28 protein-coding genes and 1 pseudogene are annotated in these 26,761 nt (G+C 65.2%); 7 read left to right on the top strand and 22 right to left on the bottom strand.

Translation table 11 applies throughout. From position 1 onward, the window contains the following. Positions 1 to 282: 282 nt before the first annotated feature. The 4 genes from ABIB14_RS12885 to ABIB14_RS12875 form a co-directional block, all read right to left on the bottom strand. Positions 283 to 948 carry a Pr6Pr family membrane protein gene (locus tag ABIB14_RS12885; protein WP_354236289.1) on the bottom strand — a complete coding sequence of 222 codons (666 nt, stop codon included), beginning with the start codon at positions 946 to 948 and terminating at the stop codon, positions 283 to 285. 437 nt (positions 949 to 1,385) lie between these two features. Further along, the gene (locus ABIB14_RS12880; RefSeq protein ID WP_502909662.1) at positions 1,386 to 2,282 is read right to left on the bottom strand and encodes an IS3 family transposase; all 897 of its coding nucleotides are present in this window, start codon (positions 2,280 to 2,282) and stop codon (positions 1,386 to 1,388) included. A 17-nt stretch (positions 2,283 to 2,299) separates the two neighbouring features. Next, entirely contained in the window at positions 2,300 to 2,593 is a 294-nt protein-coding gene (locus ABIB14_RS18770; RefSeq protein ID WP_502909661.1) for a transposase, read from the bottom strand. 762 nt (positions 2,594 to 3,355) lie between these two features. Then, complete coding sequence (locus tag ABIB14_RS12875) at positions 3,356 to 4,891, bottom strand: MFS transporter (protein WP_502909660.1); 1,536 nt, start codon at positions 4,889 to 4,891, stop codon at positions 3,356 to 3,358. A gap of 103 nt (positions 4,892 to 4,994) precedes the next feature. Between ABIB14_RS12875 and ABIB14_RS12870 the strand changes: the two genes are divergently transcribed. Further along, positions 4,995 to 5,621 carry a TetR/AcrR family transcriptional regulator gene (locus tag ABIB14_RS12870; protein ID WP_354236286.1) on the top strand — a complete coding sequence of 209 codons (627 nt, stop codon included), beginning with the start codon at positions 4,995 to 4,997 and terminating at the stop codon, positions 5,619 to 5,621. Positions 5,622 to 5,851: 230 nt separating this feature from the next. Here ABIB14_RS12870 and ABIB14_RS12865 read toward each other — a convergent pair whose 3' ends face one another. Continuing rightward, complete coding sequence (locus ABIB14_RS12865) at positions 5,852 to 6,376, bottom strand: redoxin domain-containing protein (protein ID WP_354236285.1); 525 nt, start codon at positions 6,374 to 6,376, stop codon at positions 5,852 to 5,854. Between the two features lie 336 nt (positions 6,377 to 6,712). Here ABIB14_RS12865 and ABIB14_RS12860 point away from each other — a divergent pair, with 336 nt between their 5' ends. From ABIB14_RS12860 to ABIB14_RS12845, 4 genes and pseudogenes are all read left to right on the top strand, one after another. Continuing rightward, complete coding sequence (locus tag ABIB14_RS12860; RefSeq protein ID WP_354236283.1) at positions 6,713 to 7,102, top strand: MerR family transcriptional regulator; 390 nt, start codon at positions 6,713 to 6,715, stop codon at positions 7,100 to 7,102. Positions 7,103 to 7,613: 511 nt separating this feature from the next. Beyond that, positions 7,614 to 9,059 (top strand): mercury(II) reductase, encoded by a 1,446-nt coding sequence (gene merA / locus ABIB14_RS12855; protein ID WP_354236282.1) that lies wholly within the window; start codon positions 7,614 to 7,616, stop codon positions 9,057 to 9,059. A 30-nt stretch (positions 9,060 to 9,089) separates the two neighbouring features. Next, a pseudogene (locus ABIB14_RS12850) lies at positions 9,090 to 9,373 on the top strand (thioredoxin family protein); the annotation flags it as partial. Positions 9,374 to 9,489: 116 nt separating this feature from the next. Beyond that, complete coding sequence (locus tag ABIB14_RS12845; protein ID WP_354236281.1) at positions 9,490 to 10,170, top strand: haloacid dehalogenase type II; 681 nt, start codon at positions 9,490 to 9,492, stop codon at positions 10,168 to 10,170. Between the two features lie 74 nt (positions 10,171 to 10,244). Here ABIB14_RS12845 and ABIB14_RS12840 read toward each other — a convergent pair whose 3' ends face one another. The 17 genes from ABIB14_RS12840 to ABIB14_RS12760 form a co-directional block, all read right to left on the bottom strand. Then, positions 10,245 to 11,195 (bottom strand): ABC transporter substrate-binding protein, encoded by a 951-nt coding sequence (locus ABIB14_RS12840; RefSeq protein WP_354236280.1) that lies wholly within the window; start codon positions 11,193 to 11,195, stop codon positions 10,245 to 10,247. A 75-nt stretch (positions 11,196 to 11,270) separates the two neighbouring features. After that, positions 11,271 to 12,389 (bottom strand): ABC transporter ATP-binding protein, encoded by a 1,119-nt coding sequence (locus ABIB14_RS12835; RefSeq protein WP_354236279.1) that lies wholly within the window; start codon positions 12,387 to 12,389, stop codon positions 11,271 to 11,273. Continuing rightward, a complete protein-coding gene (locus tag ABIB14_RS12830; protein WP_354236278.1) occupies positions 12,386 to 13,252 on the bottom strand; it encodes an ABC transporter permease in 867 nt (288 codons plus the stop codon). Before ABIB14_RS12830 ends, ABIB14_RS12835 begins: the two co-directional genes overlap by 4 nt. Further along, positions 13,243 to 14,115: an ABC transporter permease subunit gene (locus tag ABIB14_RS12825; protein WP_354236277.1), complete on the bottom strand. Its 873-nt coding sequence runs from the start codon at positions 14,113 to 14,115 to the stop codon at positions 13,243 to 13,245. Before ABIB14_RS12825 ends, ABIB14_RS12830 begins: the two co-directional genes overlap by 10 nt. A gap of 4 nt (positions 14,116 to 14,119) precedes the next feature. Beyond that, positions 14,120 to 15,364, bottom strand: a complete 1,245-nt coding sequence (locus ABIB14_RS12820; RefSeq protein WP_354236276.1) for an ABC transporter substrate-binding protein — start codon at positions 15,362 to 15,364, stop codon at positions 14,120 to 14,122. A 65-nt stretch (positions 15,365 to 15,429) separates the two neighbouring features. Beyond that, a complete protein-coding gene (locus ABIB14_RS12815) occupies positions 15,430 to 16,854 on the bottom strand; it encodes a hypothetical protein (RefSeq protein WP_354236275.1) in 1,425 nt (474 codons plus the stop codon). Between the two features lie 105 nt (positions 16,855 to 16,959). Then, a complete protein-coding gene (locus tag ABIB14_RS12810) occupies positions 16,960 to 17,247 on the bottom strand; it encodes a carboxymuconolactone decarboxylase family protein (RefSeq protein WP_354236274.1) in 288 nt (95 codons plus the stop codon). A 70-nt stretch (positions 17,248 to 17,317) separates the two neighbouring features. Continuing rightward, entirely contained in the window at positions 17,318 to 17,986 is a 669-nt protein-coding gene (locus ABIB14_RS12805; protein WP_354236273.1) for a Crp/Fnr family transcriptional regulator, read from the bottom strand. A gap of 564 nt (positions 17,987 to 18,550) precedes the next feature. After that, a complete protein-coding gene (locus ABIB14_RS12800; protein ID WP_354236272.1) occupies positions 18,551 to 19,123 on the bottom strand; it encodes a class I SAM-dependent methyltransferase in 573 nt (190 codons plus the stop codon). A gap of 147 nt (positions 19,124 to 19,270) precedes the next feature. After that, positions 19,271 to 19,897 carry a CDP-alcohol phosphatidyltransferase family protein gene (locus tag ABIB14_RS12795; protein ID WP_354236271.1) on the bottom strand — a complete coding sequence of 209 codons (627 nt, stop codon included), beginning with the start codon at positions 19,895 to 19,897 and terminating at the stop codon, positions 19,271 to 19,273. Further along, positions 19,890 to 20,561 (bottom strand): TVP38/TMEM64 family protein, encoded by a 672-nt coding sequence (locus ABIB14_RS12790; protein WP_354236270.1) that lies wholly within the window; start codon positions 20,559 to 20,561, stop codon positions 19,890 to 19,892. Before ABIB14_RS12790 ends, ABIB14_RS12795 begins: the two co-directional genes overlap by 8 nt. After that, positions 20,558 to 22,405, bottom strand: a complete 1,848-nt coding sequence (locus tag ABIB14_RS12785; protein ID WP_354236269.1) for a glycoside hydrolase family 15 protein — start codon at positions 22,403 to 22,405, stop codon at positions 20,558 to 20,560. Before ABIB14_RS12785 ends, ABIB14_RS12790 begins: the two co-directional genes overlap by 4 nt. A gap of 18 nt (positions 22,406 to 22,423) precedes the next feature. Further along, positions 22,424 to 23,779, bottom strand: coding sequence for a dihydrolipoyl dehydrogenase family protein (locus tag ABIB14_RS12780; protein ID WP_354236268.1), 1,356 nt, complete (start codon positions 23,777 to 23,779; stop codon positions 22,424 to 22,426). Then, positions 23,772 to 24,326, bottom strand: coding sequence for an alpha/beta hydrolase (locus ABIB14_RS12775; protein WP_354236267.1), 555 nt, complete (start codon positions 24,324 to 24,326; stop codon positions 23,772 to 23,774). Before ABIB14_RS12775 ends, ABIB14_RS12780 begins: the two co-directional genes overlap by 8 nt. A gap of 156 nt (positions 24,327 to 24,482) precedes the next feature. Then, positions 24,483 to 24,788, bottom strand: coding sequence for a DUF427 domain-containing protein (locus ABIB14_RS12770; RefSeq protein ID WP_354236266.1), 306 nt, complete (start codon positions 24,786 to 24,788; stop codon positions 24,483 to 24,485). Continuing rightward, complete coding sequence (locus tag ABIB14_RS12765; RefSeq protein ID WP_354236265.1) at positions 24,785 to 25,081, bottom strand: hypothetical protein; 297 nt, start codon at positions 25,079 to 25,081, stop codon at positions 24,785 to 24,787. Before ABIB14_RS12765 ends, ABIB14_RS12770 begins: the two co-directional genes overlap by 4 nt. A 68-nt stretch (positions 25,082 to 25,149) precedes the next feature. Further along, entirely contained in the window at positions 25,150 to 25,731 is a 582-nt protein-coding gene (locus ABIB14_RS12760; protein ID WP_354236263.1) for a cysteine hydrolase family protein, read from the bottom strand. A gap of 148 nt (positions 25,732 to 25,879) precedes the next feature. Between ABIB14_RS12760 and ABIB14_RS12755 the strand changes: the two genes are divergently transcribed. Together ABIB14_RS12755 and ABIB14_RS12750 are read left to right on the top strand one after the other, a co-directional pair. Continuing rightward, complete coding sequence (locus ABIB14_RS12755) at positions 25,880 to 26,296, top strand: DUF3054 domain-containing protein (protein ID WP_354236262.1); 417 nt, start codon at positions 25,880 to 25,882, stop codon at positions 26,294 to 26,296. A gap of 87 nt (positions 26,297 to 26,383) precedes the next feature. Next, a complete protein-coding gene (locus ABIB14_RS12750) occupies positions 26,384 to 26,662 on the top strand; it encodes an Lrp/AsnC family transcriptional regulator (RefSeq protein WP_354236260.1) in 279 nt (92 codons plus the stop codon). Positions 26,663 to 26,761 lie beyond the last annotated feature (99 nt).

Raw genomic sequence — 26,761 nt, 5'->3', positions numbered from 1 at the left:
AGGAGGCAGCGAACACCCCAGAACTGGCGCTCAGCGCCTAAACAAACCAAGGATCACGCGGCAACCGCAATACACCACGCATTTGGACTTGACCCATTCTCGATCACAGCTGCCCGCACACCGATCGGCCTGCGGGACGAGTTCTGATCGAAGGATGGTGCCCCATGATTACTCGTTAAACGGGGATAAACGGGAGCTGGGATGGAATGGTTTTTTTAGCGTGTCGGGGAGGCTGATCGGCGCCGACCAGACCGGCCGCCCCTTCCCGTTCATGCTTTAGGGTCAGGGCGGTGTGAGTAATTCGCTGCGTTGAACTGAGGTGTCGGGCACGGTAGTTAGGGCGTGGAGTCTGGTGGACAGCGCTGCAATGGCGGCGAAAACGAGAGCTCCGGCGGCGATGGCCAAGGACATAGTTGCGACGGCGGCGTAACCCCCTATCCTTGGGTCAAGGAAAGGATAGGGGTACCATCCAACGATCGGCCCCCGAGCGAGGCTGTACATCAGGTAAAGCAGAGGAAATCCCAGCCAGATCAAGGATGTCCGCAGGGGAATTCTGGTCTTCGGGAGGTCCACTAGCCAGTCGATCACCATGATGGTCGGCATTGTGTAGTGGAGCACTACGTTGATCCAAGGGATAGGGGTATTAACGTCGATGTTACTCAAAAGAAGGCTGTAGACAATCCCGGTGATGGTCATGTAAATAGTCGCTGCACCACGCAGGAGATCAAGCCATCGAGGATTCTGGCCTGTCCAGGCGCAGGTGCCCGCTATTGCCAAGGTGATGATGGCGATGACATTGGATTCGATAGTGAAGTAGCTGAAGTAGTTCGCAGCGGACGCTCCGGGCACGTTTGTTAGCAGGTGCGTGAGTTGAACTGTGACTGCAAGCAGCCCTAGGGCGGCGAACCAGAATCTGAAAAGAGCGAGCCCACGGTTGCGGGTAGTCATCACGGCTTCCTTCTCGTAGTGCCCGCAATGCTGGGGGCCAGTGGCGGCGGCACCAGATTTCGCGCACCGCCGGTCAGTGGTGTCGGGGTTGTCTGCGTTTCAGCAGCCACTGCAGCGCCGGAGGAAGATGAGGAAACCGCCAGTGAGTATCAGAATAGTTCCAACGTTCACAAATAAGGCCATGACCGGCCGCATTCACCGTGGGCAGTTTTCGTGATGGCAGGAAAACAGCGCATTCAGACGCTGTTCCCGTTAGAGGATCCCTTATGTCAATGGCCAATAGTTTGTGCCCACGGGCGGCCAGCAGAAATGCCCGCTGGTGGCCATGAAAACTGCCCACTCATGGCCACGAGATCTGCCCACCGGGTGTTCGGTGGCGTTGGCCATGTTGGGGTGCGCACGTCAAGTTTTTGAGACAGTTTCGTAGTTGATTTCGGTTACGCGGCCACGGGTTCATGGTCGCGGTCTTGGTGGTTTGCGAGGGCTGTCGCCGGGGGTATGCCGCCGGCCCTGCGGTTGGGCCTGCGGCGGTTGTACCAGGCTTCGATGTAGTCCATGACGGCGGTCCTGGCGGCAAGCCTGTTGCCGAAGGTGTGGTGGTGGTAGAACTCCGTCTTCAGGTGCGAGAAGAAATTTTCGGCCACTGCATTGTCCCAGCAGACTCCGACCTTGCCCATGGACTGGGTGACGCTGTTGCCGGCGCACCATTGCTGGAATTCGCCGGAGGTGTACTGCGATCCGCGGTCGGAGTGGAAGATGGCCCCGTCGCCGGCAAGGCGGCCGTGGTCGCGTGCCATAGCCAGGGCCTCGGTGCACAGCTCGGCGCGCATGTGATCGGCCATGGACCAGCCGATGACCATGCCGGTGCACAGGTCGATCACGGTGGCCAGGTACAGCCATCCTTCCCCGGTGCGCAGATACGTGATGTCCCCACAGAGCCCGGTCCCGGGGACCGTGGAGGTGAAGTCCCGTTTGCCGTCCTCATCGAGCATGTGGTTGCGGATATGCGCGGTCTTCGCCGGCGGGTCCTGTTCCGTGGTCTTCTTCCAGGCCCGGGTCCGCGCGGCCTTCAGGCCGTGCTCGCGCATGATGGCCCCGACCGTGGGCGCGGAGACGTCCACGCCGTTGTTATTGAGCATCCGGGTCAGCTGGTCCCGGCCGGCCCGGCCCTTTTCCTTGTTGAACAAGCCGGTGACCTCCCCGACGAGCCTGTCGTGCCGCACGGCCCGCGGGGACGGGCCCGCAGGGTTGCGCCACCGGTAGAACGAGGCCCGTGAGACCTTCAGGGTCCGGCATAGCCAGGCGACGGGATGGTTCACCTTCTCCGCTTCGATGAACTCGTAGAAATCCTCTACCGTTGCTTCGCCGCAAAGAAGGCGCTGACTTTTCCCAGGAACTCAATTTCCTGCTTCAGCTTCGCGTTCTCGGCCAGCGCTTTCTGGTGCTCTTCCCACGGCACGGCTGCCTTCTCCTCGGTGAGGAACCGATCGGGATGGTCCTCACCGTATTTGCGCACCCAGGTCCCCAGAGTGCCCTCGTTCACGCCGATATCCGGCGCGACCTGGGCGATCGGACGGTCCGAGGAAATCACGAGCTCCACGGCGTCGTCCTTGTACTTCTGGCTATACCTCTTACGGTCGGTCATTGTGAAGAAGGGCTCCTAACAAGCTGTCTCACAAAACCATACGGCCGCAGCCCTCGAACTATCTACGATCCGGCAAAGCCGTTCAGGCCCGCGGAGTGCAACGGCTTATGATGGCTTTTGGGTTAGGTGGAGTGACAAGTCCCATAAGTGTTCGGCCGTGATCGGGTCGATTGCGTGGGGAACTACTCCGTACAGGCCGAACAATTGCGGGCACGACGTGGGCTGGCCTGCAGTCCTCGTAGTAGGCAGGCGTGCCTGGTCCCAGTTGGGCGCGTGTTGCCACATAGAGGGTGGTTGCTGCCCCCTGCTCGATAGTCTTCGACGGGTAGCGACACTTCATATCGGCTAAAACAGCCGGATCCCAGTAGCGTTGCAAGTTGGTCCAGATACCCCCTGGCATGACCGAAGCGCCAGCTATACCGTCGTCTTCCCAACGCCTTGTGGCTTCGAGAGCGAACAACACGTTTGCAGACTTCGACTGTCCGTAAGCTAGCCCCGAATCGTATAACTGGCTGAAGAAAGCCGACATCGAGGACGGCGCCCGTCCCGGCGTGACGGAGCGCCCGTGACCTTGGGCATGTCCCGGGCGACGCTGTACCGGCGCATCGGCGAACTCGACGCCCGCCAGTGGTTCTCCTCCCTCACTCCTTGAGCAGAACGAACCAATTACCGGGCGCCACGTCGGCCATTTCAGCCCTCATTGCCGCCTGCGACGGGCTCGACGCTCAGGAATCGCTACCGGTTAGACGGCTGCTCCGGATCTCAGTGCTCAGTGCGGCTGGTGACCTGTGACGGCTCTCGTTTGGCTGCTGCTATGCCGTGCGGGTTGGTAAGTGACACTCCGTCTCCGCGACGGCGGAACAATAGCGCCGAGAACACTGCGCCGAAGGCGAAGAATGCGCCTCCGACCCAATACGCGGTTGCGTAGCCCTGCACGGCTGCTTCAGCAGCGACTGTTGCGGTCACCGGAAGATGGGAGGCGGCATAGTTGGTTGCGGTGGTCGCTGCCAGTGTGTTGAGCAGCGCAGTCCCGATTGATCCGCCGACTTGCTGACTGGTGTTCACCATCGCTGAGGCGATTCCGGCGAACTGCCGGTCGACTCCGAGGGTGGCAGTCTGCATAGATGCTGGCATGATCGAGCCCATCGCAAATCCCATCACCATCAGCGGTGGCAGCACATCGGTTGCGTAGCCGCTATGAAGATCCAGGCGGGTGAGCAAAACCATTGCGATAACACCAAGGGCCATGCCGAACGGCACCATGATCTTCGGACCAAATTTTGGAACGAAGATGTTGGTGCCTAATTGGGCGGCGAGAATGAGCATGGCGATCATCGGCAGGAATGAAAGCCCTGCCTGGACCGGTGTGTAGTCGAGCGTCTTCTGCAGATAGTAGGTGACGAATAGGAAGACGCCGAACATTCCGATACCAGCGATGAGCACAGAACCGTAGGCTGCACCGCGGTTGCGGTCAAGGATGATCGATAGCGGCAGGAGCGGGTGGGTCGCACGCCGCTGCCACAGGACGAATGCGACCAGCAGCACGCCGGCGCCGGCGAGTACGCCCCAGGTGAGAGGGGAGCCCCACCCATCGGTTTCGGCGTTGGAGAACCCGTATACGACGCCGAACAGGCCGCCGGAGACAAGGATGGTTCCGGGGACGTCGAGCTTAGGACGCGGACCCGTTCGAATACCGTGATCAACGTAAATAGCTGCGCCTATGACGGCGATGATGGCGATAAAGACGTTGATGTAAAGGTTCCAGCGCCAGTCAAGATACTGGGTGAGGTAACCGCCGAGCAGCAGGCCGACTGCGCCGCCGGCTCCGGCAATCGCGCCAAAGACACCGAAGGCTCGGGCGCGTTCCTTAGGAACGGTGAACGTTGTGATCAGAACGGCGAGGGCGGTCGGGGCGAGCATTGCGCCGAAAGCACCTTGAAGTGCGCGGGCACCGACGAGCATGCCGAAGCTGTTTGCGGCACCACCGAGCGCGGACGCCAGGGCGAAGCCGATGAGGCCGGTGATGAAGGTCCGCTTCCGGCCGATGAGGTCAGAGAGCCGGCCGCCGAGGAGGAGCAAGCTACCAAAGGCCAGAGAGTAGGCAGTGACGACCCATTGGCGGTCTCCGTTGGAGAAGCCAAGGTCAGCCTGAGCTGCCGGTAACGCGATATTAACGACGGTGGAATCGAGAACGACCATGAGCTGGGCGAGGGCAACGACACTGAGCGTTAACCACCTTCGGCGGGATACCACGGGGGCAGCCGAAGAGGCCACGGTCGTAGCTGAGGAAGAAGACATGAAACCGACTATATCCGAAACTAAGTCGTTTCGGATATAGTTGGTCTAGAATTGTTCTATGGCCGCTCGCTGCGGTCTCCCACAACTAAGGAGTTTGCCGTCAATGACGCAGATCGATCCCACCGTTGCCGGGGTGGATACGCCGAAGCTTGGTCGCAAGCGCGACCATACTCGCGATCCGGAGATTCTCGCTGCTGCATTAGACGTGCTCGCTGAAAGTGGCTACGAGCGCATGACGATTGACATGGTTGCAACGCGTGCCAAGGCCGGGAAGGCAACGCTCTACCGCCGCTGGGCGTCCAAGGCCGAACTTGTTATCGACGCTGTCGCGTGCATGAAAAACGCGGACATCGACATGGCTAAGCTTCCAGATACCGGGACACTCCGCGGCGACCTTCTAGCCAGCATCAAACCTCATTCGATCGAGGACAACGACCGCAAAATTCATGTCATGGCCGGGCTTATGTCGATGATTTCGTGCGATCCAGGGCTTTCGGATGCTGTCCAGTCAGCCATCGTCGAGCCTCGCGCGAGTGTCAACCGACTCTTCCTCCAGCGGGCGATCGACCGCGGGGAAATCCCGGCTGACTGTGACACGGAAAAGTTATCACTTCTTGTCACATCCATGGCGATGTACCGAACAATGGTGCAGCGCAAGACAGCTAACCGCGAGTTCCTCATATCCGTTATCGACGAATTGCTGCTGCCAGCAGTGGGCTTGCACCCCTAGCCCGGCCTTCGGAACTAAGGGTGGCTTCCCTGCGCCGAAACCTCACCGTACGTGTGATGTTCCGTTCAGACATGAAAGTGCACCCGGCGACCTCGGCGTGATCGCGCCGTACCGGGGCAGAGGGTGAGTTCATGGACTTTTGCCTCTCTGTTCAACTCGGTCCCTGCGGAGCCTTGAGATTCCGTTCCAGTCGGTCCGGTTCCGTCAGGCTCCGTCACCACGGGACGTTTTCAGGCGGCGCCGCGGGCCGGGTAGTCGTGGTCCTGGGCGTAGCGGACCCCTGCGATGACGTCGTCCAGGGACGGGCGGCCGAAGGGCATGGTGGCGGTGCTTGACCAGAACAGGGTCCCGTCGTCGTCCAGGATGAAAATGCCCGGTTCGTTGAAAAGGTCCGGTTCGCCCTCCTTGATCGCGTTTGAGAGATTCAGCCCCCAGGACCGGGCGGCTTCCTCACTCAGGCCATAGGCCAGGGGCAGGTTGGCCAGGTGCCACTGTTCCACGATCCTGGTGCTTCGGTCCTCTGTTTCCATGCTGACAGCGACAGCACGGCCGACCCCGGCTGCCTTCAGGTCCTCGATCCGCTTATCAATCTCGGCCAGTTGTTTGCGGCAGATTGGGCAGTGCAGGCCCCGGTAGAAGACAACGAGGCTGAACCGCCCGCCAATTCCGGTACCGAGCTTGAGGTCATCGGTGGTTCCCCCGCCAACCAGGGCCAGGGCGAGGTCGGGTGCTGACTGTGTAGGAAGAAGTGTCATGGCCTCGGCAACAAGGCCGGCGGCCAGGTAATTCCCTTCCTACGGGTCACCCCCGGAAGATTCGTCACGGTACGCATCCGACCGGAAACGTGGCGGTTAGTAGGCCGAGTCCATGTTGCGGGCAGACGGTCCTACTCGGGTCCGGGAATGCTATCCCGGGCTGGTCCGGCCGCCGCGGCACGCGTGCGCGGTACCGCCCGGACCACCAGCCAGGTCGGCGGCTGGATGCGTGCTGGTCAAGCACCTGGTAACCGAAGCGGACACGGATAGGCTTAAGAGTCAGCGGGCCACCGACTGCCGTGTAGCGCTCGGGGATCCATACCAGGGAGACATACTATGCGCATTGGTGAAGCGGCTGCTGCTGCCGGCACGACTACCAAGGCTCTTCGATTCTACGAAGAACGCGGTCTGTTGCCCTCCATCGGACGTACCGCCGCCGGCTACCGCGACTACACTCCGGAGACCGTCGCGCGGCTGAAGTTCATCAGCCGCAGCAAGAACGCAGGCCTCAGCCTCTCCCAGACCGGGAAAATACTTCGTGTTCGCGACGCCGGCGTTGCCCCCTGCACCCACGTCCGCAGCGAACTCGAGCAGCAACTGGCTGACCTGGACCGCCAGATCGCTGAGCTCAGCGCCCTTCGGAACACCGTTGCCGAACAGCACCGGATTGTTGCTGCAGCCGATCCGGCTGCGTGCGACCCCGAACGTATCTGCAGCTACCTCTGAGGCAGCTGCCAGCCTTTGTACTTTTCGTCCGTCCTACCGGCCGAGACGCCTCCGCGAAGACTCCCTGCCGGTACATAGCTGCCGGAGGTGGAGGGACGACAATTCGGCTGCGCCTACCAGAGACAAAATGCTCCCTGCTTCCAGCCGCGTTCGTGCTTCTGAGTAACAGGATTCCTGGGCTGGAGCGAACCTGCCGGTGAAAGGGCGAAGGTCAGCCCGGCCCTGATCCATTCGACCAACACAGCGCTGAGCCCGAAACGGGCCGCCGCTGCTCGCCCTCCAAACCCGTGTCGATCCACCCGCCAACCCATGAAGTGGTGCCGCCCGCCGCGACGGTCCTCACGGGCACGACCGGAAGGCAGAAGCGAACCATGCGCAGTGCTGCCCTTGACCTTCCCCTATAGGGGAAGGTGCAGACTGGGTCCGGAGCAACGGGCAGCACCCCACGAGGGGCCGCCCCGGCACGCGGCACCGGCCCGGGCTGGTTCCGGCAAGATTTTTTGGAGACTTTATGACTGACACGGCGGCATTTGATTACGATCTGGCAGTAATCGGGTCCGGCGGCGGGGCCTTTGCCGCCGCGATCCGGGCCACGAACCTCGGTAAGAGGGTGCTGATGGTGGAACGGGGCACCGTCGGCGGGACGTGCGTGAACACGGGCTGCGTACCCTCCAAAGCCCTGCTTGCCGCGGCCGAGTCCCGCCACGTAGCGCTGGATGCCTCGGGCCGGTTTCCCGGCATTGACACCTCAGCCGGCCCGGTGGACATGCCGGGCCTGATCGAGGGGAAACGATCCCTGCTGGAAGGGATGCGCTCGGAGAAGTATGCGGACCTAATCGCCGATTACAGCTGGGAGATGCGCCAGGGCGAGGCCGTGTTCGCGGGGTCCCCGGGCGACCCGGTCCTGGACATCGTCTCCCCCGGCGGCGTCCGGACGTCTGTCCGTGCCGCCCACTATCTCGTTGCGACCGGGTCAGCCCCGTGGGTACCGAAAGTCCCCGGGCTGGAGGACACCGGCTATCTGACGTCGACCACGGCGATGGAGCTGGACGAGGTTCCGGAGTCGCTGCTGGTGATCGGCGGCGGCTATGTAGCACTCGAACAGGCCCAGCTGTTCGCACGGCTCGGTTCGAAGGTGACAATGCTGGTCAGGTCCCGGCTGGCCTCGGCGGAGGAACCGGAAGCATCGCTGGCCTTGATGGGCGTTTTCGCGGATGAAGGGATCCGGGTAGTACGCCGCGCCACGCTTTCCACCGTGCGCACCGACACGGGAACCGGCCAGGTGGTGGCGACCGCGGCGGTCGCCGGCGGGGAGGAAGAGTTCCGGGCGGACCGGCTGCTGATGGCTACCGGCCGACGCGCCGTCACCGGCGGCCTAAACCTCGAAACGGTCGGCGTGGGGACCGGGGACCGGGGCGAAATCCTCGTGCGAAGCACCCTCGCAACCTCAAATCCGAGGATCTGGGCCGCCGGGGACGTCACCGGCCACCGGGAATTCGTCTACGTCGCCTCGGCCCACGGGGCCCTGGCGGTGGAAAACGCGTTCACTGACGCCGGGCGCGGGGTCGACTACCGGCACCTGCCCCGGGTCGTTTTCACCAGTCCGGCGCTGGCCGCCGTCGGCATGACGGATCAGCAAGCCAACGGCGACGGGATCCGCTGTGAATGCCGTGTACTTCCACTCGAATTCGTGCCCCGGGCGCTGGTCAACCGGGACACGCGAGGTTTCATCAAGATCGTTGCCGATAACAAAACCGGCCGGATCCTTGGAATCACAGCCGTCGGAAAAGACGCAGGAGAACTCGCCGCCGCCGGCGTCTACATCCTCGAGGCCGGAATGACGGTCGATCAGGTCGCGAACCTGTGGGCCCCGTACCTGACCATGGCCGAGGGCATCAGAATCGCTTCGCAATCGTACAACACGGACGTATCGCGGCTCTCATGCTGCGCCTCGTAACACCAACTCCCCCGGCCAGACAGGCCGGAAGACGTCCGCCAGGCGGGCAAAGCCGTCATCGTCGACTGCTGGGCCGACTGTTGCGTGCCCTGCCAGAAGGTCTCCCCCGTGCTGGATCAGATCGCCGTCGAGTTCGCCGATAAAGTGCAGTTCGTCAAGGTCAACATTGATGAAAACCCTCCGGGACCGCGAGCCTGGGAATCACGTCTATCCCTGCCATTTACCTTTTCAGAGACGGTGAAAATAAGGTGGCTGTCATCGGCGCGCGGCCCAAACAGTTCCTTGAAAAGGAATTCGCGGTCTACCTGCGCTAAGTCCCGCAACGGCCGGGCCCCGTATGGCCGGACGGTTCCGTAAGCCGTTCTTTCTTTCCGCACGTGAGCCCGGCAGACTTAAACTGGCGACCTGCACACCACCATAAGGAGAACCCATGACCACCTCCCCGTCAGTAATCATCTTTGATGTGAACGAAACTCTCTCGGATATGTCCCCCATGGGGGCGCGCTTCGGTGAGGTCGGTGTACCGGCCGAATTGGCCCAGCTCTGGTTCGCGACCCTGCTGCGCGACGGTTTCGCACTGACCGCCAGCGGAGACAACGGTTCGTTCGCCGGGATCGGAGCCGACGCACTCAGGAGGCTTCTGACCGGGAGGGAGGTAAACCGGCCCCTTGACGTGGCGGTCGAACATGTCATGGGCGGCTTAGCCGGCCTCGGGGTACATCCGGATGTCCCCGAGGGAGTGCGGGCACTCGCCGCTGCCGGGTTCCGGCTGATCACACTCAGCAACGGTTCGGCCCAGATCGCGGAGAAGCTGTTCCGCGAGGCTGGGATCCGTGGGGCGTTTGAGTCGCTGCTTTCGGTTGAAGATGCGCCGGCCTGGAAGCCCGCCCGGGCAGCCTATGAATATGCTGCTGCCGCTTCCGGGGTTGATCCTTCAGGGATGCTGCTGGTGGCCGTCCACCCCTGGGACATCCACGGCGCGGCCCGCGCCGGGCTGCGCACGGCGTGGTTGAACAGGACCGGGGGAAGCTACCCGGGCTACTTTGAGGCTCCTGAATTCACCGTCACCGCCATGACCGAACTTCCGACGGCCCTGGCAGCAACACACTAACGGTGCCCGTGGCCGGAGCCCGGACCGGGCCCGGCCGCGGGTGACCGACGTGCGCCGCCGGACCGCTGACTCCTCTATGCGATGAATCCTTTGTCTTTGAGCCAGGCAGCGGCAGCGTCCCGCGGGTTCATTTTGCGGTCGCCGGAGACATCCTGGTTCAGGTTCAGCAGGTCACCGGTCGTCAGAGCCTGTGAGACTTTGTTCAGGGCCTCAGTGCTCTTCGCGTCCAAACGGTCCTTGAGGGCGAGCGGCAGTACCTGCTGGGCTGCGAAATTATTCAGCGGATCTTCCAAGACGACCAGCCGGTTCTGGACGATCAGCGGTGAGGTGCTGAACACGTCTGCGGCCTGGATCCTGTCATCCAGCAGCGCCCTGAGGGTCACCGGCCCGCCGCCGTCGCTGAATGGAACAAACTCTTTGGGGACACACCCGTAGGTGGCTTTAAGCCCCGGGAGGCCTTGGGGCCGTTCTTTGGCTTCCGGCGGCATGCCGAGCGCAATCTGATCGCACACCGTGCCCAGGTCCGCGAGGCTCGTGAGCCCATATTTCGCCGCCGTCGCCCCGGTCACCACAATGGAGTCTTTATCCTCGGCCTTGGCCGGTTCGAGTACTGTCAGCTCCGCGGGCAGCTTGCCGGGGAGCTCTTTCATCACGTCCCCGGCGCTGACGGCGGTGGCCGTCTTGTCCACGTACCGCAACAGATTGCCGCTGTACTCCGGAACGACGTCGATGGACCTGTCCTGCAACGCCCTGACATACACTTCGCGGGATCCGATCCCGGGCTTAGTCGACGCCGGGATGCCGGCCGCGTTCAGCGCCCCTGCGTAGATCTCCGCCACCGTCTGACTCTCGGGGAAGTTGGCTGAGCCGATGACCAGGGCGCCTCCGGAGCTGGCCTGGCCTGTGGGCCGGGCGTTGTTCAGCGGGTCCGCGCCGGCGCCGCAGGCGGCCAGTCCGAGCGTGAGCAGGGTACCTGCTGCCAGGGCAACGGTCCGTGTCAGGGAATGTCTCATGTTCATGTTCATGTTCCTTTTCGTATCCCCGGGCATTTACCGGGCGAGGGATGATGGGGGGCCTCGACCACTGGGGGCCGCGGATTGTCAGGTTCTTCCGGTGGTCAAGACTGCGGCGGCGGTGTCCCCCGTGGTGGGTCCGCCGGGATCCTGCGGGCCTGGGACGAGGGCCCGCGCGGAGACCGGGATCGTGAGCCGAACGGCATCACCGGCACCCAGCAGCCGGCCCCAGGGCGCCTCCGCCTGAAGTGTGATGCCGGAGACGTCAACGGTGACCAGCCGGCGGGGCCCCAGCACCCGGATATCCGTCACGATGCCGGGCACGCCGTGGCCGGCGGGGCTCCGGTAATTTTCCTGGATGCTGATGCTTTCCTGGCGGATGACCAGCACGCCCGGGCCGTCCGGCCAGTCCTTGTCCGCGGGCAGGTTAAGGTCTCCCAGTGCCGAGTAGTGGACTCCGTCGCGGACGGTTCCTGTGATTTCGTTTGTGCCGCCCATGAGCCGGTGGACTTCCAGGGACACGGGTCGGGAGTACATCCGGTCGACGCGGTCGTACTGGAGCAGCCTGCCACGGCTGAGCAGGGCGATGCTGTCCGCGACGGCGGCCGCTTCGTCGCGGTCGTGGGTGACCATAAGGATGGTGGGGGCCAGCCGCTCCCGGAGCTGCGCCAGCAGCTCGTGCATGCTGGAGCGCAGTTGCGGGTCAAGGGCGCTGAAGGGTTCGTCCAGGAGCAGGATGGCAGGCCGGGCGGCCAGGGCCCGAGCGATGGCCACCCGCTGGGCCTGGCCGCCGGAGAGGGCCGTGACGGGACGGCGTCCGTACCCATCCAGCTGCACCAGATTCAGGAAATGCGCGGCATCGCCCCGGGCAGCCCGTCGGCGGACACCGCGGACGGTCGCGGCGAATGCAACATTGTCCAGGACGTTCAGGTGGGGAAACAGCAGCGGGCGCTGGGAGACCATGGCCATGCCGCGGTGTTCGGGGCTGACCCGGGACAGGTCGGTGCCGCGAAGAACGATCCTTCCGGCATCCGGGGCTTCGAGGCCCGCCACGGCGCGCAGCAGAGTGCTTTTCCCTGATCCGGAGGGCCCCAGAACGGCGGTGCATGAACCCGCGTCGAGGGTGAGACTGACGCCGTTCAGGACCGGCGCAGATGAGCTGCTGAACGACTTTGAGAGTCCTTCGATAACCAGATCGTCGCTCATGAAAGGTCTCCCGGGGGTTTGCGTGCGAAGAAGCCAAGACCCAGCAGCAAGATCAGCGGCGGAAGGACAGCCGTCACCGACAGCACGGCAACCACGGCATCGTTGCCCGTGCCGGAAGCGGCCGAAGCGACGAGCATCGGAACGGTGACAAAGGCGCCGCCGCCGACCAGAAGCGTGATGAGGTAGTCGCTCCAGCCGACCAGGAAGGCTAGGAACGCGCTGCGTGCCAGTGCCGGGGCGAGCAGTGGCAGGTGCACCCGGGTAAGGACCTGCCAGCGGGTTGCTCCCAGGGTGAGGGCTTCGTCTTCAAAGCCACGGTCGTGCGCCCCGTAGGCCACGCGCATCGTGTAGGTCGTGTAGGGCAGGGCGTAGACGCTGAGGATAAGGATCACCCCGGCCAGTGCCGGGACCTGCAGCCTCAGGAGCAACACGTTGAGCCCGAAGGCCGCCGCGAACGCCGGAACTACCAGCGGTGCAAACAGCACGGCGTTGACGGCCGCGGGGAACGGGACTCGGTGGTAAGCCAGAGCCCGGGCGGCCAGCGCCCCCAGCGGTGTGGCGACAGCGCTGACCGCCAGGCCCAGGCCCAAGGAACGTGCGAAGGCCGGGACCGCGCCCTGGGCCAGGGCGGACCGAACGCCGTCGAAGCCCCAGCCCTCGGGCATGGCGGCCGGGTAGGACCAACGGTCCGCGAACAGCCACAGTCCCAGCGGCGCCAGGGGAAGGAGGAACCACACGGCCAGCGCCAGGGTCAGTACGGTTCGTCCCACCCGGCCCGGGGCGCGGGAGACCCGCAGGGCCGAGCCGTCGCCGCGCTCTGGCGTCCAGGGCGTCCTCCGTCCCGGAGGAAGGGTTACCGCCATAGTGGAATCCTCCTCAGGAGGACAAACGCTGCAGCGGCGGCCGCGAACGCCACGATCGTGGTCACCATCGCGAGGGCTGCCGCCTCGGGCCGGGATGTCAGCGACGCGGAGCCAAAGACCCGCAACGCCATCACCGGAAGAGGTTCGGGATAGGGCCGGCCGAGCAGCCAGGCGACCTCGTAGGAGCCGAAGGTGTACACGAAGACGATCGTTGCGGAAACGATCAGCGCCGGTACGCTCAGCGGCAGCAGGACGTGACGGAGCCGCCGGAGGCGGCCGGCTCCCAGGAGGGCCGCCGTTTCGTCATAGCCCGCTGAGCGGGTGATCAGGGCACCGGTGACGACAAGGGCGACGAAGGCTGATTCCTTCCAGCTGTAGTCGGCAATGACCGCGAACCACAAGGGTCCCCCAACCAGCCGCGGCCAGGCCTCCCCCACCCCGATCAGCCGGGACAACACGCCGGAATCCGAGAGCAACAATCCGACGGACGCGGCCCCGACGATGTGCGGAAATGGAATCGTGAGGGTACTGACGGCGGCAACGGCCCGGCCGCACCAGCGGCCCTGGACAATGATCAGGGCCGCCATGAACCCCACGGCGGAGGCGGCGATGGTTGACGCCGCCGCGATGGCCAGGGACAGGCCGACAGCGGCAGGAAGGTCCGGGGCCACCGTGGTGTACGCCTCCACAGTCAGTGACGGTCTGCCGGTCAGCGGAAGCAGGCCCAGGCTTTGGGCAGCCGCGGTCAGCAGCCCACCCAGAACAACGAAGGACGCTGTCAGCACAGCAGGGGCAGCCATCAGCCCCGGCGGCAGGCGCCGGCGCGGAGCCTGCCGGGCCGCCGGAGCAAGGAGTTCCGTCACAAGGTCACCGGCCCGTGAGGATCTGGCGCCGCCAGGCGTCGTCGAGTTCGGGCACCCACGCGGCTGAAAGTTCCGGGTTGGCGTTTTTCGACAGCACATCGTAGGTGGGCACCACCGGGGACTGCGGGAGAGCCTCGAACCTGGCCCGCTGAGCGGCGCTCAGCGCGGCCGGGTCAAGGACCGGGAACTGACCCCAGACCCGCGGGTCTGCTTTGGCGGCCTGCTGTTCCGGGGAGAGCGCCAGGTTCGCGACGACCATCGCTCCCGCCTGGTGCCCGGAGGTTGACGGGATCGCGAGGAAGCTGGCGTTTCCCACGGTGCCCTCGTCCAGGGTGAGGATTTTGGTGGCTGCCGGGTAGGTCCCGTCGGCGACGAGTTTGGTCAGGGTGGCCGGGCCGTAGGTCATGGTGAAATCGACCTGCCCGCCCGCGTACAGGGCGTTCAGTTCCACGGACGTTTTCGGGTATGTTTTCCCTTCGCGCCACAGCGACGGGGCAACGCCGGTGAGCGCGTCGAACAGGGCCGGGGTGAACCGGTCGAATGCTTTCCGGTCGAATCCGAGTGGCACGTTGTTGTATCCGCCGGACACGCTGTAGAGCACCTGGCGGGTGAAGACGGAGCCGGTGAAGTCCGGCGGCGCCGGGTACGTGAAGCGGCCCGGGTGCGTCCGGGCCCAGTCCAACAGCCCTGTCACGGTCTTCGGCGGGTTGGTGACGGTGGTGGAGTTGTAGGCGAAGGTGAACTGGGCCTTGCTCCACGGCGCTTCGCAGCCCTCGACCGGTGTCCCGAAATCGTTGGCCAGCAGCGGGTCGGAGGGTGCGGTGAGTTTCATGTTGGGCAGCATCGGGGTCCAGCCGCAGGACCAGGCCCCGGCCTGTTTGCCGGTGCCGAAGTTATCGCCGTTGACCCAGACCAAGTCGACGGCACCGTCCCGGGCTCCGGCCTGCACTTCGGTCAGGACACGGTTCAGGGCGTCTTTCGTGTCGGCGACCGGGACGCGTTCGAGCGTGACTCCTTCTTTCGCCGCGGCGGGTTTAAGCGTGTTGTCGACGTAGGAGTTTCCTTGTTCGTCGCCGCCATACATCCACAGGCGCACAGTCTGGCCCTGCGCGGCGGCGGTGACCTGGTCCCAGCCGGTGAACCCGGGCTGGGCGGCGGGTGGGGAGGCGCAGCCGGCCAGGGCCAGCGCAGCTACCGCGATTGCGGCGGTACTGGACAGGAGCGTTTTGGCACGGAGGGTCGGAATCATTCGTGCGGTCCTGTCAGGGTGTTGAGCGTCCTTGGCGGGACGTCTTCGGCGTGTGGTGTGTGTTTTCACGGCTGCAGTTTCCCGGCCGGCGTTGTGACGGGACGGAGCGGCAGCAACTTCCGTAGTCCGGCGTTTTCTGCTGCGTCCAGGGTCGAATGCTGGACGCACGCTGGGACGAGTTTACCGGTTTCCGGGTGGCTCATTGTGTACATGCAGGCGCCGAGGCGTTCCTGCGTTTCCCGGATTTTCGGGTCGGCGCTGGTCTCACCGCGCTCCATTAGCGCCCATGCCGGTGCGACGTCGGCCGCGTCCATGAAGTTGTGTACCACAAACGTTTTGAAGGACAGCCGGCGGCTCCAGGCAGCGGACGCTACTGCACCCGGGCCACCGGCCCGGCGCACGAGGCGGCGGGCAAAGGACACCATGGCGGGAAGGTCGTCCAGGTGGGCCAGGAGCGCCCGGAGGATTTTGGCGCCGACGATCCATGCCGGGCTGCCGCCGAAAAACATTCCGCCGTGGTTTTTCAGGAGCTGGTCGCGCGCGGCGAGGTCCCGGGGGTCATCCGGGTCCAGCAGCGCGGTGAGTACGGATCCAGTCCTGAGGGCGACGGCGGTGCGGTTGCACCGGGTGTCTCCGAACTGGGTTCCCTGCCAGGGAATGGGTTGGCCGGCGCCTGCTTCGATGCGGGACCAGACGGCATCGATGGTGATCTCCTCGAAGTCCTCGGACCATCTCCGGTCATCCCCGATATAGGCGGCCGGCTGGAAGGAGAGCATGTCGTAGGGCATGGCCAGCACCGCGTGTGTCACATCGGCGACCTGGTCGACGTTGGCCGGGGTGACGGTCATGTTGTGGGCTAGGTAGGAACTGATGCCGTGGTCTCGTTTGAGGGCGATGAACATCTCGGCGAACCGGGCGCGGAACGGGTTCAGTTCGGCTTCGTTGCGGGGTCGCACGGCTCCGCGACGGCCCCTCATGAGCGAATCGAAATGGGCGGCAAAGGATACTTTCCGGAACCTCGGGCTGCCGGCATCGTCCAAGGCCACGGCCAGGAGGTAGTCGTAGTCGAAGTCACCGTGGGTCATGGACATGGGTTCGCGGCCGTTGGCGTGCATGGCCTGCAGGGCTGCGGCGTGGTCCTTGGCCGGGAGCAGGCTGACTTCCCCGCCGATCAGCTGGGCGTGGGCGCGGGGGCCCCGGACGCGGCGCAGGAACTCCATTTGTTTTGTGACCGCGGAGATGGTGTGGCCGCCGTCGATCCGGACCCTGTTCGCGTCCGCGGAGTGGTAGCAGGGTGAGCAGGTCAGGTTGCATTTGGGGAAGACGCCGTGGGTGCCTTCGCAGCCGACGGCGCTTCGTCCCAGCAGTTGCGCCGGGGTCTTCACGTGCTCGGGCAGCTCGGCCCAGCGCTGATCCATCGCGGCCTTGCTCTCCGGGTGGACCGGACGTGTGAGGAGCTCGACGCTCCGGAGGAGGGCTGCGATCTTCATGGTTCTCCTGCTGGTGTGGATGAAATCGGCGGACTGGGTGGTGCGGTGCCGTGGGTGTGGGGAAGGTGGAAGGGAGCGCCCTCCCTTCCACCTTCCCCCGGCGTCTCAGGCGGTCAGTTCCGGGACTGCGGGCAGGTCCAGCTCTGTTCCGGCGTAGTGGTTGAAGTAGTTGGTGAACAGGTTTGCCGCGATGTGGACGAACGCCTCGGAGAGTTCCTCGGTGCTCCAGCCGGCGTCCAAGGCCGCTTGCGAGGTCGCATCAGAGACGTTCCCTGTCCTGGCCGCGGCTTGGCGGGCAACGGAGGAGATCGCTTCGAGTTTGTCGTCGAAGTCCACTTCCGCGGCGCGGATCGCGATGATCTGCTCGGACTTTGCGCAGATGCTGCCGGTCACGGACCGTCGCCGCTGACGATGACGCCTCCGTCGGCGGTGAAGGCGGCGTGGCCTTCTATCATCCCCGTCATCATGGGGAACTCCGGGCCAGTTTGCGCAGAACGTCGCGGTCCTGGATGATGATGCGCCCGCGGCCCTGTCGGATGGCTTTTTTGGCCGTAAACTCGCCCATGATCTTGCTGGTGGCCTCCCGGGAGGCACCCAGGAGGCCGGCGAGCTGTTCGTGGGTCAGGTGGATGGTCCGGGCCTGCCCGAAGCGTGGCGGGCCCGCGGCGTCGCCGAGTTTGAGCAGGGTGGACGCCACCTGGGCCGACAGCGGCCGCAGCGCCAGGTCGGTCAGGCGTTCTTCGAGGCGGGCTACCTGTTCGCCCAGGAGCCGGGAGATGCGGATGGCGATGCGCGGATCCGAGAGCAGGAACCGTTCGACCTCGTCCACGCTGAGCTGGCAGATCGCGGAATCTTCGATGGCCTCGGCGTAGTTGTCATACATCCGCTGGCCCACGAGCATCATCTCCCCGAACACGGCGCCCGGTTGCAGGATGGCCATCGTCAGGGCCTTGCCGTCCTCGGCGACCCGGAAGATACGCACCCGGCCGGATTTGAGGATGAACAGCGCCTTGACGGGCTGGCTTTGGCTGAACAGCAGCTCCCCGCGGCGGAACAGCCTGGCCGGGGCCATGAGGTCCATGGCCTCGATCTCCTGCGCGCTCAGATCAGCGAACAGGTCAACTTCATTCAAACAACTAAAGGGGTCTGCGGGTCCTGCCATTAGCGGGTCGGCCTCTCGTTGCCGCGGGGCCCACGGTCGCAGGTCTCCGGAGACGGTGGCCCCTACATCGACCCGGCAGGAATCGGTCATGCCTGGCTCTTGAGGACGCGGACCGCCACCAGTCCCAGAATAACGCCATAAGTCATGTGCCCCATGAGGCTCATCAGCGCGGGAAGGTCAACGGCGAACGAGGGCTTGCCCATCAAGGCCGGCCTGATAATCAACGGCAAAAGGACCCACCAGATGGCCCCGTAACCGAGCCCGACGCCGCCGGCGATGCCCCGTCTGCCCCGGTAAGGACGCGCCGTCCCACGCCGGTGCCGGACGCGCGGTGTGAAAGAGCTGATGCAGAAGCCATAACGGCGACCTTCCATGGAAGAGGTTACTGACGTCTTCAAAGTACGTCTGGCCCGGGATGTCGTTCAGTAATCTGCACTACACAGAGAACACCAATAGCAGCGGTGCATTGAGGTCCCGCTGAGCCGTGACGTAAACGGCAGACGTGAACGGCTGCGGTACCGCCCATCCGTCGTGTTATCGGTCGTCCGTTCTCTTTCCGGCCCGGATCTGCAGGTGGCCGCCGCGGGCCGAGGCGCGGACGACGTCGACGCATCGTTTCTCGACGGCCTGCCAGGGGGCGGCGGTGATGTCGGATCCGCCCGCCGCGCAGGCCAGTCGTGCCAGCGGAGTGAGCCATCGGGCCCATCCCACCGGGTCCTGCATATCAACGACCCCGATCCGGGCGTCTGCGGAAAGCAGCCTGTTCATGTTCGTCCAGGCCTGCTCCCAGTCCCCCATCAGGGACAGCGAGTACGTGGCCAGGGCAGCATCCGAAACCGCGGCTCCCCCGCCATCTTCGATGCGGGCAGCGACCGACCCCGGATCGAGTAGCACCATGTCGGCCTGGAGCAGGATCACGTTCTCCCAGCCGCGGGCCCGGGCGCGGCGCCGCGCCTGGTGGAGCATTTGCGCGCTGCGGTCGATCCCGACGATGGTCCCGGCGGTACCAAGGCGCTCCCGCAGCAGCGGAAAATTCAGTCCCGTTCCGCAGCCGATGTCCAGCACCTGCTGGCCCGCTGCGGGGGCCAGCGCATCGATGCCGAGCACCCGTCCGGCATGATAGACAGGGTATTCGCCCGAGAGCAGATCATAAAACGGGGCAAACAGCGTGTATTTATCGCGGATAGCGTGCTCCTTCAGGTTCGTTACGGTGCTGGTCTGGTTCCGCGCCCGCTGCTTGGACCGGCCCGGGCCTCACCGCAGCGACCGGTAACCGGCGATGATCCGCTGGACACCGCTGGCCGTGACCAGCAGCGCCCAGACGGACGCGATAACCCAGGCCGCGCCCGGGAAGATCAGCCAGAGGCTGTGCACGGCCACGGTCTCGGCGCCCTCGGTCAGGCCGGCCAGGAAGGACAACGACCGGCCGTCCCTCAGCTGGCAGCCGGTTTTTTCGGCGATGGAGGAGAACGCCAGGAAGGCTGTGCCGTTGATGTAGTAGGCGAAAAGGACCAGCAGAAACGGCAACCACGGGGCACCGAAGCCCGCTGTCGCACCGATCGCCACGCCGAGGACCGTGGCACCGTAGACGATGAAATCGGCGCAGATGTCCCAAAATCCGCCCCGCCCGGTGTCTTCAATCCCGGCGCGGGCGTTCCGGCGCCGGGCCAGCGGGCCGTCGAGGCCGTCGGCTAACCGGCACAGCAGCCACGCGGCCAGAGCAGGCAGCCACCACTGCAGCGATGCCAGGACCGCGCTGGCAAGGCCGAGGACCAGGTTCAAGCCCGTCAGCCTGTCAGGGGTAATCCATGGCCGGTCCAGCCATCCGGCGGCCCGCCCCAGGGCCGGCGCCATGGCGTGCCGCAACCGGGCATCAAACATCGGAGGCCCTCTCCTTCCGACGCCGTCGGACGGCGAACACCAGCCCGGCCACGGTGAGCACACCAAGTGCCCCGAGTGCGAGGCTGAGCTGCCATCCCGGCTGCAGGCCGAACGCACCCAGGGTCACGTAGCTCACCGTCCCGGGGAGGATCCCGATGGCGGTCCCGAGGAAATAGGGCCACCAGCGGATGGAGGTCAGCCCGGCGGTGTAGTTAATGGCCGTAAATGGCAGCACGGGCACCAGCCGGGCCCCGATCATGGCCGCCAGGCCGCCGCGCCGCAGCAGCCGGTCGACTTTCTCCACCCGTGCCCCGGTGAATTTCTCCACCGCTTCCCGGCCCAGCCAGCGTCCCAGCCAGAACGCGGCAACGGAACCCAGGATCGCGGCGATAAAGACGACGGCGATGCCGCCGGCGAACCCGAAGACCAGCCCCGCGGCGACTGAGAGAACATTTTTGGGCACCGGCGCCAGCGTCAGCGCGGCATAGGCGAGGATGAACGCCGCCGGCCCCCACCAGCCGGTGGTGCCGAAATAGTTCCGGATGTCCACGACCGGCGGGAGTGGAAAGACCAGTGCCGAGGCGGCTGCGGCGGCCACCAGAACCAGAAGAATTCCCAGCCGAATCACCGCCCGGCGCCGGCTGCCCGGGACAGAACCCGTCACGGGGCGTCGCCGGCGCCGGTGGCAGGTGCCGGGTTTTTGTCATCGGCGGTGCGGATGGCCCAGGCTGCGTTGACGAGGCCGATATGGCTGAAGGCCTGCGGAAAGTTTCCGAGCAGCTCGTTGCTGTCCGGCGCAACCTCTTCGGCCAGCAGGCCCAGATCGGTGGCGAATCCCGCGGCCCGTTCGAAGACGGTCCGGGCGCGCCGGGTCTGCCCGGCCAGGGCCAGGGCATGGGCCAGCCAGAAGGTGCACAGCAGGAACGTGCCTTCCTCCCCGGAGAGCCCGTCGTCGCCCTGGTACCGGTACACCAGGCCCCGGCTGTCGGTGAGCCGTTCATCGATGGCGTCGATCGTTGCCAGCATCCGGGGATCATCGGCGGGCACAAACCCCACGATGGCGAGCATCAGCGCCGACGCATCCAGGTCCTCGGAGCCGTAGGCCTGGGTGTAGGCGTTGGCTCTGGCGTTCCATCCGTTCTTGCGGATCGAGTCGGCCAGTTGCGCCCGGGTCTGTACCCAGTGCGGAACTCTGTCTTCGGCGTCCAGGACCGCGGCGAGGCCGATGGCCCGGTCCACGGCCACCCAGCACATCAGTTTTGAATGCAGGTAGTGCCGGGGTGCGCCGCGGACTTCCCAGATGCCCTGATCCGTGGACTGCCAGCGCGACGCGGCCGCATCAGCTGCGTCGGCCAGGAACCGCCGCGTCCCGGGCTCCAGATCGTTCAGATACTCCGGGAGGGTCGCAGCGGCGTCGAGGAGTTCGCCGTAGACATCGAGCTGGCGCTGGTCCCAGGCGCCGTTGCCGACCCGCACCGGCGCGCTGCCGCGCCAGCCGGGCAGGTGGGCCAGCACGCGTTCGGTCAGATCCCGTTCCCCGCCGATGCCGTACATAATCTGCAGCTCCTCGCCGCTGCTCAGCCGGCCGGCGGCAGCCGTCGCGAGGAACTGGAAGAACTTCCCGGCCTCGTCCGGACACGCGGCCACCCACAGTGCCTGCAGGGTCATGCTGGCATCCCGGATCCAGGTGTACCGGTAGTCCCAGTTCCGGGTGCCGCCGGCGACCTCGGGCAGGGAGGTGGTGGGGGCGGCGACGATGGCGCCGGTCGGATAGAACGTCAGGGCCTGCAGGATCCTGCCGCTGGAAGCGACCAGGTCCTGCCAGGGTCCGTCGTAGTTTTGATGCAGCCGCGACCAGCTGCCCCAGCCCTCGAGAGTGTCCTCCAGCCGGCGGGCGATGTCCTCCTGACTCCAGAACACCGGCGGTACAGGCCCGGCGTTCCGGTGGTGAAGGGCGAATCCCAGAACTTCTCCGGCACGGAGAACCGGCTTCGCAATCGCCCGGCTATCGTCGAGTGCGAAGGTGACGGGAGTGGAGAAGGCCAGCACGTCGGCCCCGCCGTGGATGAAGATTCCGCCGTCGGTGTCCTCAAGGAGCGGCCGGACCTGGCCGTAGTCGGGCCGCGGAGCGAAGACCACCTCCATCTCCACTTCGCCGTCGACGCAGGCCACCTTCCGCAGCAATGTGCCGGGAGCCCCGGCGCCGAGTTCGTGGCCCCGGTTTCCCTCCCCCAGGACCAGAGCATCGGTGACCGTCACGGTCCCGCCGGCCGTGGTGTGGACCGTCTCGAGCACCATCGTGGGCCCGAGGTACCGCCGGGTCGAGGAGTAGGGGGCCACCGGCCGGATCGACCAGTAGCCCGCGTCCTCGCCCAGGATCCGTCCGAACACCGACGGGCTGTCAAAACGGGGGAAACACAGCCAGTCCACCGAACCCGCGGCGCTTACGAGCGCGGCGGAGCGGCAATCGGAGAGCATGGCGTAGTTGGCGATGGGCTCACTGGTCATCGGTACACCCTGCCTGATTCACTCAAGACGGTCCAGCGCGTCTTCAATGGCGCGGTGGAACGTCGGATATGCGTAGATCATCCGCCGCAAGGTGCTGACCGGGATCCTGGCGTGGACGGCAAGCGCCAAGGCCGAAAGGACCTCGCCCCCTGCAGGGCCGGCGGACGTCGCACCGACCAGCACCCCCTCATCCGCGTCTTCGACGAGTTTGATAAATCCCTGGATTCCGGACTTGTGGATCCATCCCCGTGCGGATGTGGCCAGGTCCGTGAAACCGACACGCACGCTCATTCCATTCCCGCGTGCCTGTTCCTCGGTCATGCCGACGGAACCGACCTCGGGATCGGTGAAGGTCACCCGCGGAACCGCATGGTATTCGGCCGGGGCCGGGTCCTGGTCCAGGATGTGCGCGGCGGCGATGGATGCCTGGTACATGGACACATGGGTAAAGGCGCCCTTGCCCGTGATGTCGCCGATGGCGTAGACGCCGTCGGCAATCCGCATGTGCCCATCGGGGTCCAGGAAGCGGGCGGCCGGATCCAGGCCCAGGGCGGCCACCCCGAGGGACTCGAGGTTGGTGGTGCGGCCCGCCGCGACCAGAAGCCGGCCGGCACTGAGGGTAGAACCGCCGAAAGCGACTGTGAACGTGCCGGCGGAGTGCCGGACGCTTTCTATGCGGGCCCCCACTTGGACGTCGATGCCCTCCTCCCGCAGCACGCCTTCGAGGAGCTTGCCGGCCTCGGGCTCTTCCGGGGGCAGCAAGCCCGGCGCGGCTTCGACGACGCTGACGCGGGTGCCGAAGCGTGCGAATGCCTGCGCCAGTTCCGCGCCGATGGCCCCTCCCCCGATCACGATCAGGGATTCCGGGACCTCGGTGGCGGCGATGGCCTCCCTGTTGGTCCAGTACGGTACATCGGCCAGACCCGGGATCGGAGGAATCATCGGTTCCGTGCCGGTATTGATCACGACGGCGCGGCGGGCGGTGAACTCCCGGCCGGCGGCGCTGACCGTCCGCGGCCCGGTAATCCTCCCCCGGCCGCGGACAAAGCGGCCTCCTTTGGCGGTGAAACGGTCCACGGCGACCGTGTCGTCCCAGTCATCGGTGGCCTCGGAGCGGATCCGGTCCGCCACCGGCGCCCAGTCCTGGCGGACATCGGCATCCCCGGCGAGGCCGCGGATGCGCCGGCCCTCCGCCAGGGAGTTACCGGCCCGGATCATCATCTTGCTCGGAATGCAGCCGTAGTAGGGGCACTCCCCGCCAACCAGGCGTCCTTCGATTCCCACAACCGAGAGGCCCGCTTCTGCGAGCTCGCCGGCGGCGGCCTCACCGCCCGGACCCATGCCGATAACAACAACATCAACTTCTTCAGCCATGAAATCTCCTTGTCATCATCAACCGGTGTATTTCTGCAAAATTGTTTCCCTGCCACGACCGGGAACTGGGGGACCCTGTGCCTTCACCACACTCTTCGATCTCAGTGCGGTTGCCCCGCAGCAGATGCGCCGCATGATCCGGAGCCGCTGTCGGCCCCGATGGTTGCCACGGCCCGCACCTCCGGGACGTTGTGGGCTGGGCGGGCACCGCCGCGCCGCCAAGTGAATGCCCGATCAGGAACGACGGCGCCGCGAAGCGCTCGCGCAGGAGATTCGACCCGTGGACCAGATCCTCAATATTGGAGCTGAAGTTGGTGTTGGCGAAATCGCCACCCGACCGGCCCAAACCGGTGAAGTCAAACCTCAGGACCGCGATGCCAAAATCGGTCAAGGCTCGGGAGATCCTGGCCCCCGCCGGCGCGTCCCTACTGCACGTGAAGCAGTGCGCAAACAACGCATACGCCCGGGGTGCTGATTCCGGAACATCCAACCGAGCCGCCAGCAGCACTCCCTGTGATCCCGGGAACTCCAGTATCTCGCTCCGCATGCTCATTCCTTCCCGTCTCTATGGATGCGTCCGTGGATAAGCCAGATCTGAACCGGTTCCGCCTGAACAGCCGCGCACACCATTCCCGGAGCCGAATCCCCTCGGACGAATCCCCTCAGGAGGGGATACACGGCTGGTGCAGGCCCTGGGCCCCTGCTATTCGGCGATATGGATTTCTTTCCAGAATGCGACGTAGTTGCTGTAATTCTGCCCCACCCGATCCAGCGACACAGGATACGGATCGGGGTAGCTGAAGGCGCGGTCCGGCAACACGTTCCCCCCGCCGTCCTTGACGCTGAAGTACTGGCACCGGCCCTTCCACCCGCAGGTGTACGGCGTTGCACTGGCAATAAGCAGTGCGTAGTCGACGCTCCGGGGCGGGAAGTACCAGTTCCCTTCGATCTTGATCAGCTCGTTCCTAGGGGCTTCCGCAAGCACGGTGCCATTAAGTACTGCCTTCATCGGAGCGGCCCTTTCGTGGGTGGAATTGTTCGTTCCCATGAATCTAGCCGCGGTCCGGGCCCGAGTTCTGCGATCCGGGACACACAAGAGACGATCAGCTGCTCGTGGTCATGCACTTTCAGGATTTCGATGGGTTCCTGGCTGACCTGTTCCGTCACCCAGAGGTAAACCTGCGTGATGAGAAGCTCACCCAGGGCGGCCGCAAGGAAGTACGCGGAGAGAATGTCGTAGGCCTTCGGGTCGAAGTAGGCATCCGGCTTGGACCCGCGGACCCGCGAACCGACATCTCTCACCACACTAGTTTCATTACAGTTGACGCACCGCCCCGGGCTGTTGGGTGCGCCGCTCCCAATTGGCCGCCTCAACGGCGAGACCCCGTGGCGGGACCAGGTGCGTCGAAGGTCACCGCGGCCGTCTCTACAACGCCTGCCGCCCGGCCCGGCGCCATCTGGTACTGCCAGTAGAGATTCGTGTGCGCGATGACCAGTTCCGGCGGCGGCGCGCCCCAGGCAGTCTGGTCCTCGGTGGTGTGGGCGTCGGCCACCAGTGTCACATCGTAGCCGCGGACAAACGCTCCGTGGATCGTTGACCGGATACACTCGTCGGTTTGCGCACCGGCCACCAGCAAGTGGCCGACGCCAGCGGCCAAGAGCACTTCTTCAAGGTCCGTGTCGTCGAAAGCATCGCCGTACGACTTGTGCACCATCGGCTCCGCCTCACGGCGGGACAGTTCCGGGACGTACTGCCACGCCTCACTCCCCCGCTCCAGCCGCGCGTCGCAGTGCTGGACCCAGACGATCGTGGCCGCGGCACGGCGGGCCTTCGCCACCAGCGCGGCGATGTTGGCGACCACGGTGTCGCGCTGGTACACACCCGCCACCACACCGTTCTGAACGTCGATCACCATCAGCGCAGTATTGGGCCGATCCGTCAGCGTAGTCATGGCCACCTCCTCCCGGTACCAACTGCAGCTACCTTGCCGGTCACAGATTTCCGTATTCGGCGTTCCGTCTTCGGCTGGCATCGATAAGTACGGCCGAGCCTAGACCTAGTGGCGTCCGTAGGCCAACGGTCGCGGCTAGGCTGGAAGCATGCCAAGCAAGACACGCTCATTGCCTCAACGGTCGACGACGTCGCGCACCGCATTTGCGGCGGCCGCCGCGGATGCGCTCCTGATCCTGCTGTTCGCCGCGATCGGCCGCGACGCCCACCAGCGCGGCGAGATTATCACCGGGGTGCTCGCGACGGCCTGGCCGTTCCTCACCGGCGCCGCCCTGGCCTGGTTGGCCCTGCGCCTGTGGCGCGGACCGCTCGCACCGTGGCCGGCCGGCGTCGCCGTCTGGATTGGCACCGTGGCCGTCGGCATGTTGCTCCGCGCCACCACCGGGCAGACAGTGGTCCTGCCGTTCGTAGTCGTGGCGCTGCTCAGCCTGGCCGTTTTCCTGCTTGGCTACCGGCTGTTGGTCTTGGCCGTCCGGCGCTTTCGGGCACGCCGTCGGCGGAGCTGATGGACTAGGCTTGCAATCACATGCTCCGACCGCCCCGGGGCAATTGAGAAGCCAGCAACGGCGCAAGAGATCCCGAAAGGTTTACCCGTGGTCACCGCTATCGTCCTGATCAAAACAGAGGCTTCCCGCATCCCCGAAACCGCGGAAGAGATTTCCGCCATCCAGGGCATCAGCGAGGTTTATTCCGTGACCGGCGAATGGGACCTGATTGCCATCGCCCGGGTCGCCAAGCATGAGGACCTGGCGGACGTCATCGCGGACAAGCTGTCCAAGGTCCCGGCCGTGGTGCACACCACCACCCAGATCGCCTTCCGCGCGTACTCCCAGCACGACCTCGACACAGCATTCGCCCTCGGCTTCGAGTAGCAGGCGATACAGACCGCAGCGACAGACGCGGGGCCGGGCAGACTAGCCTGGCCCCGCTTTTGCGTCTCCGGATGATGCGCGGGCCGCATCCACGCAGCC

Origin of the sequence: Arthrobacter sp. UYEF3 (assembly GCF_040546245.1) — a bacterium.
In the GTDB taxonomy this organism is placed as follows: domain Bacteria; phylum Actinomycetota; class Actinomycetes; order Actinomycetales; family Micrococcaceae; genus Arthrobacter.
The sequence above is the reverse complement of the archived record's forward strand: the minus strand, read 5'-3'. Positions and strand labels throughout refer to the sequence as shown.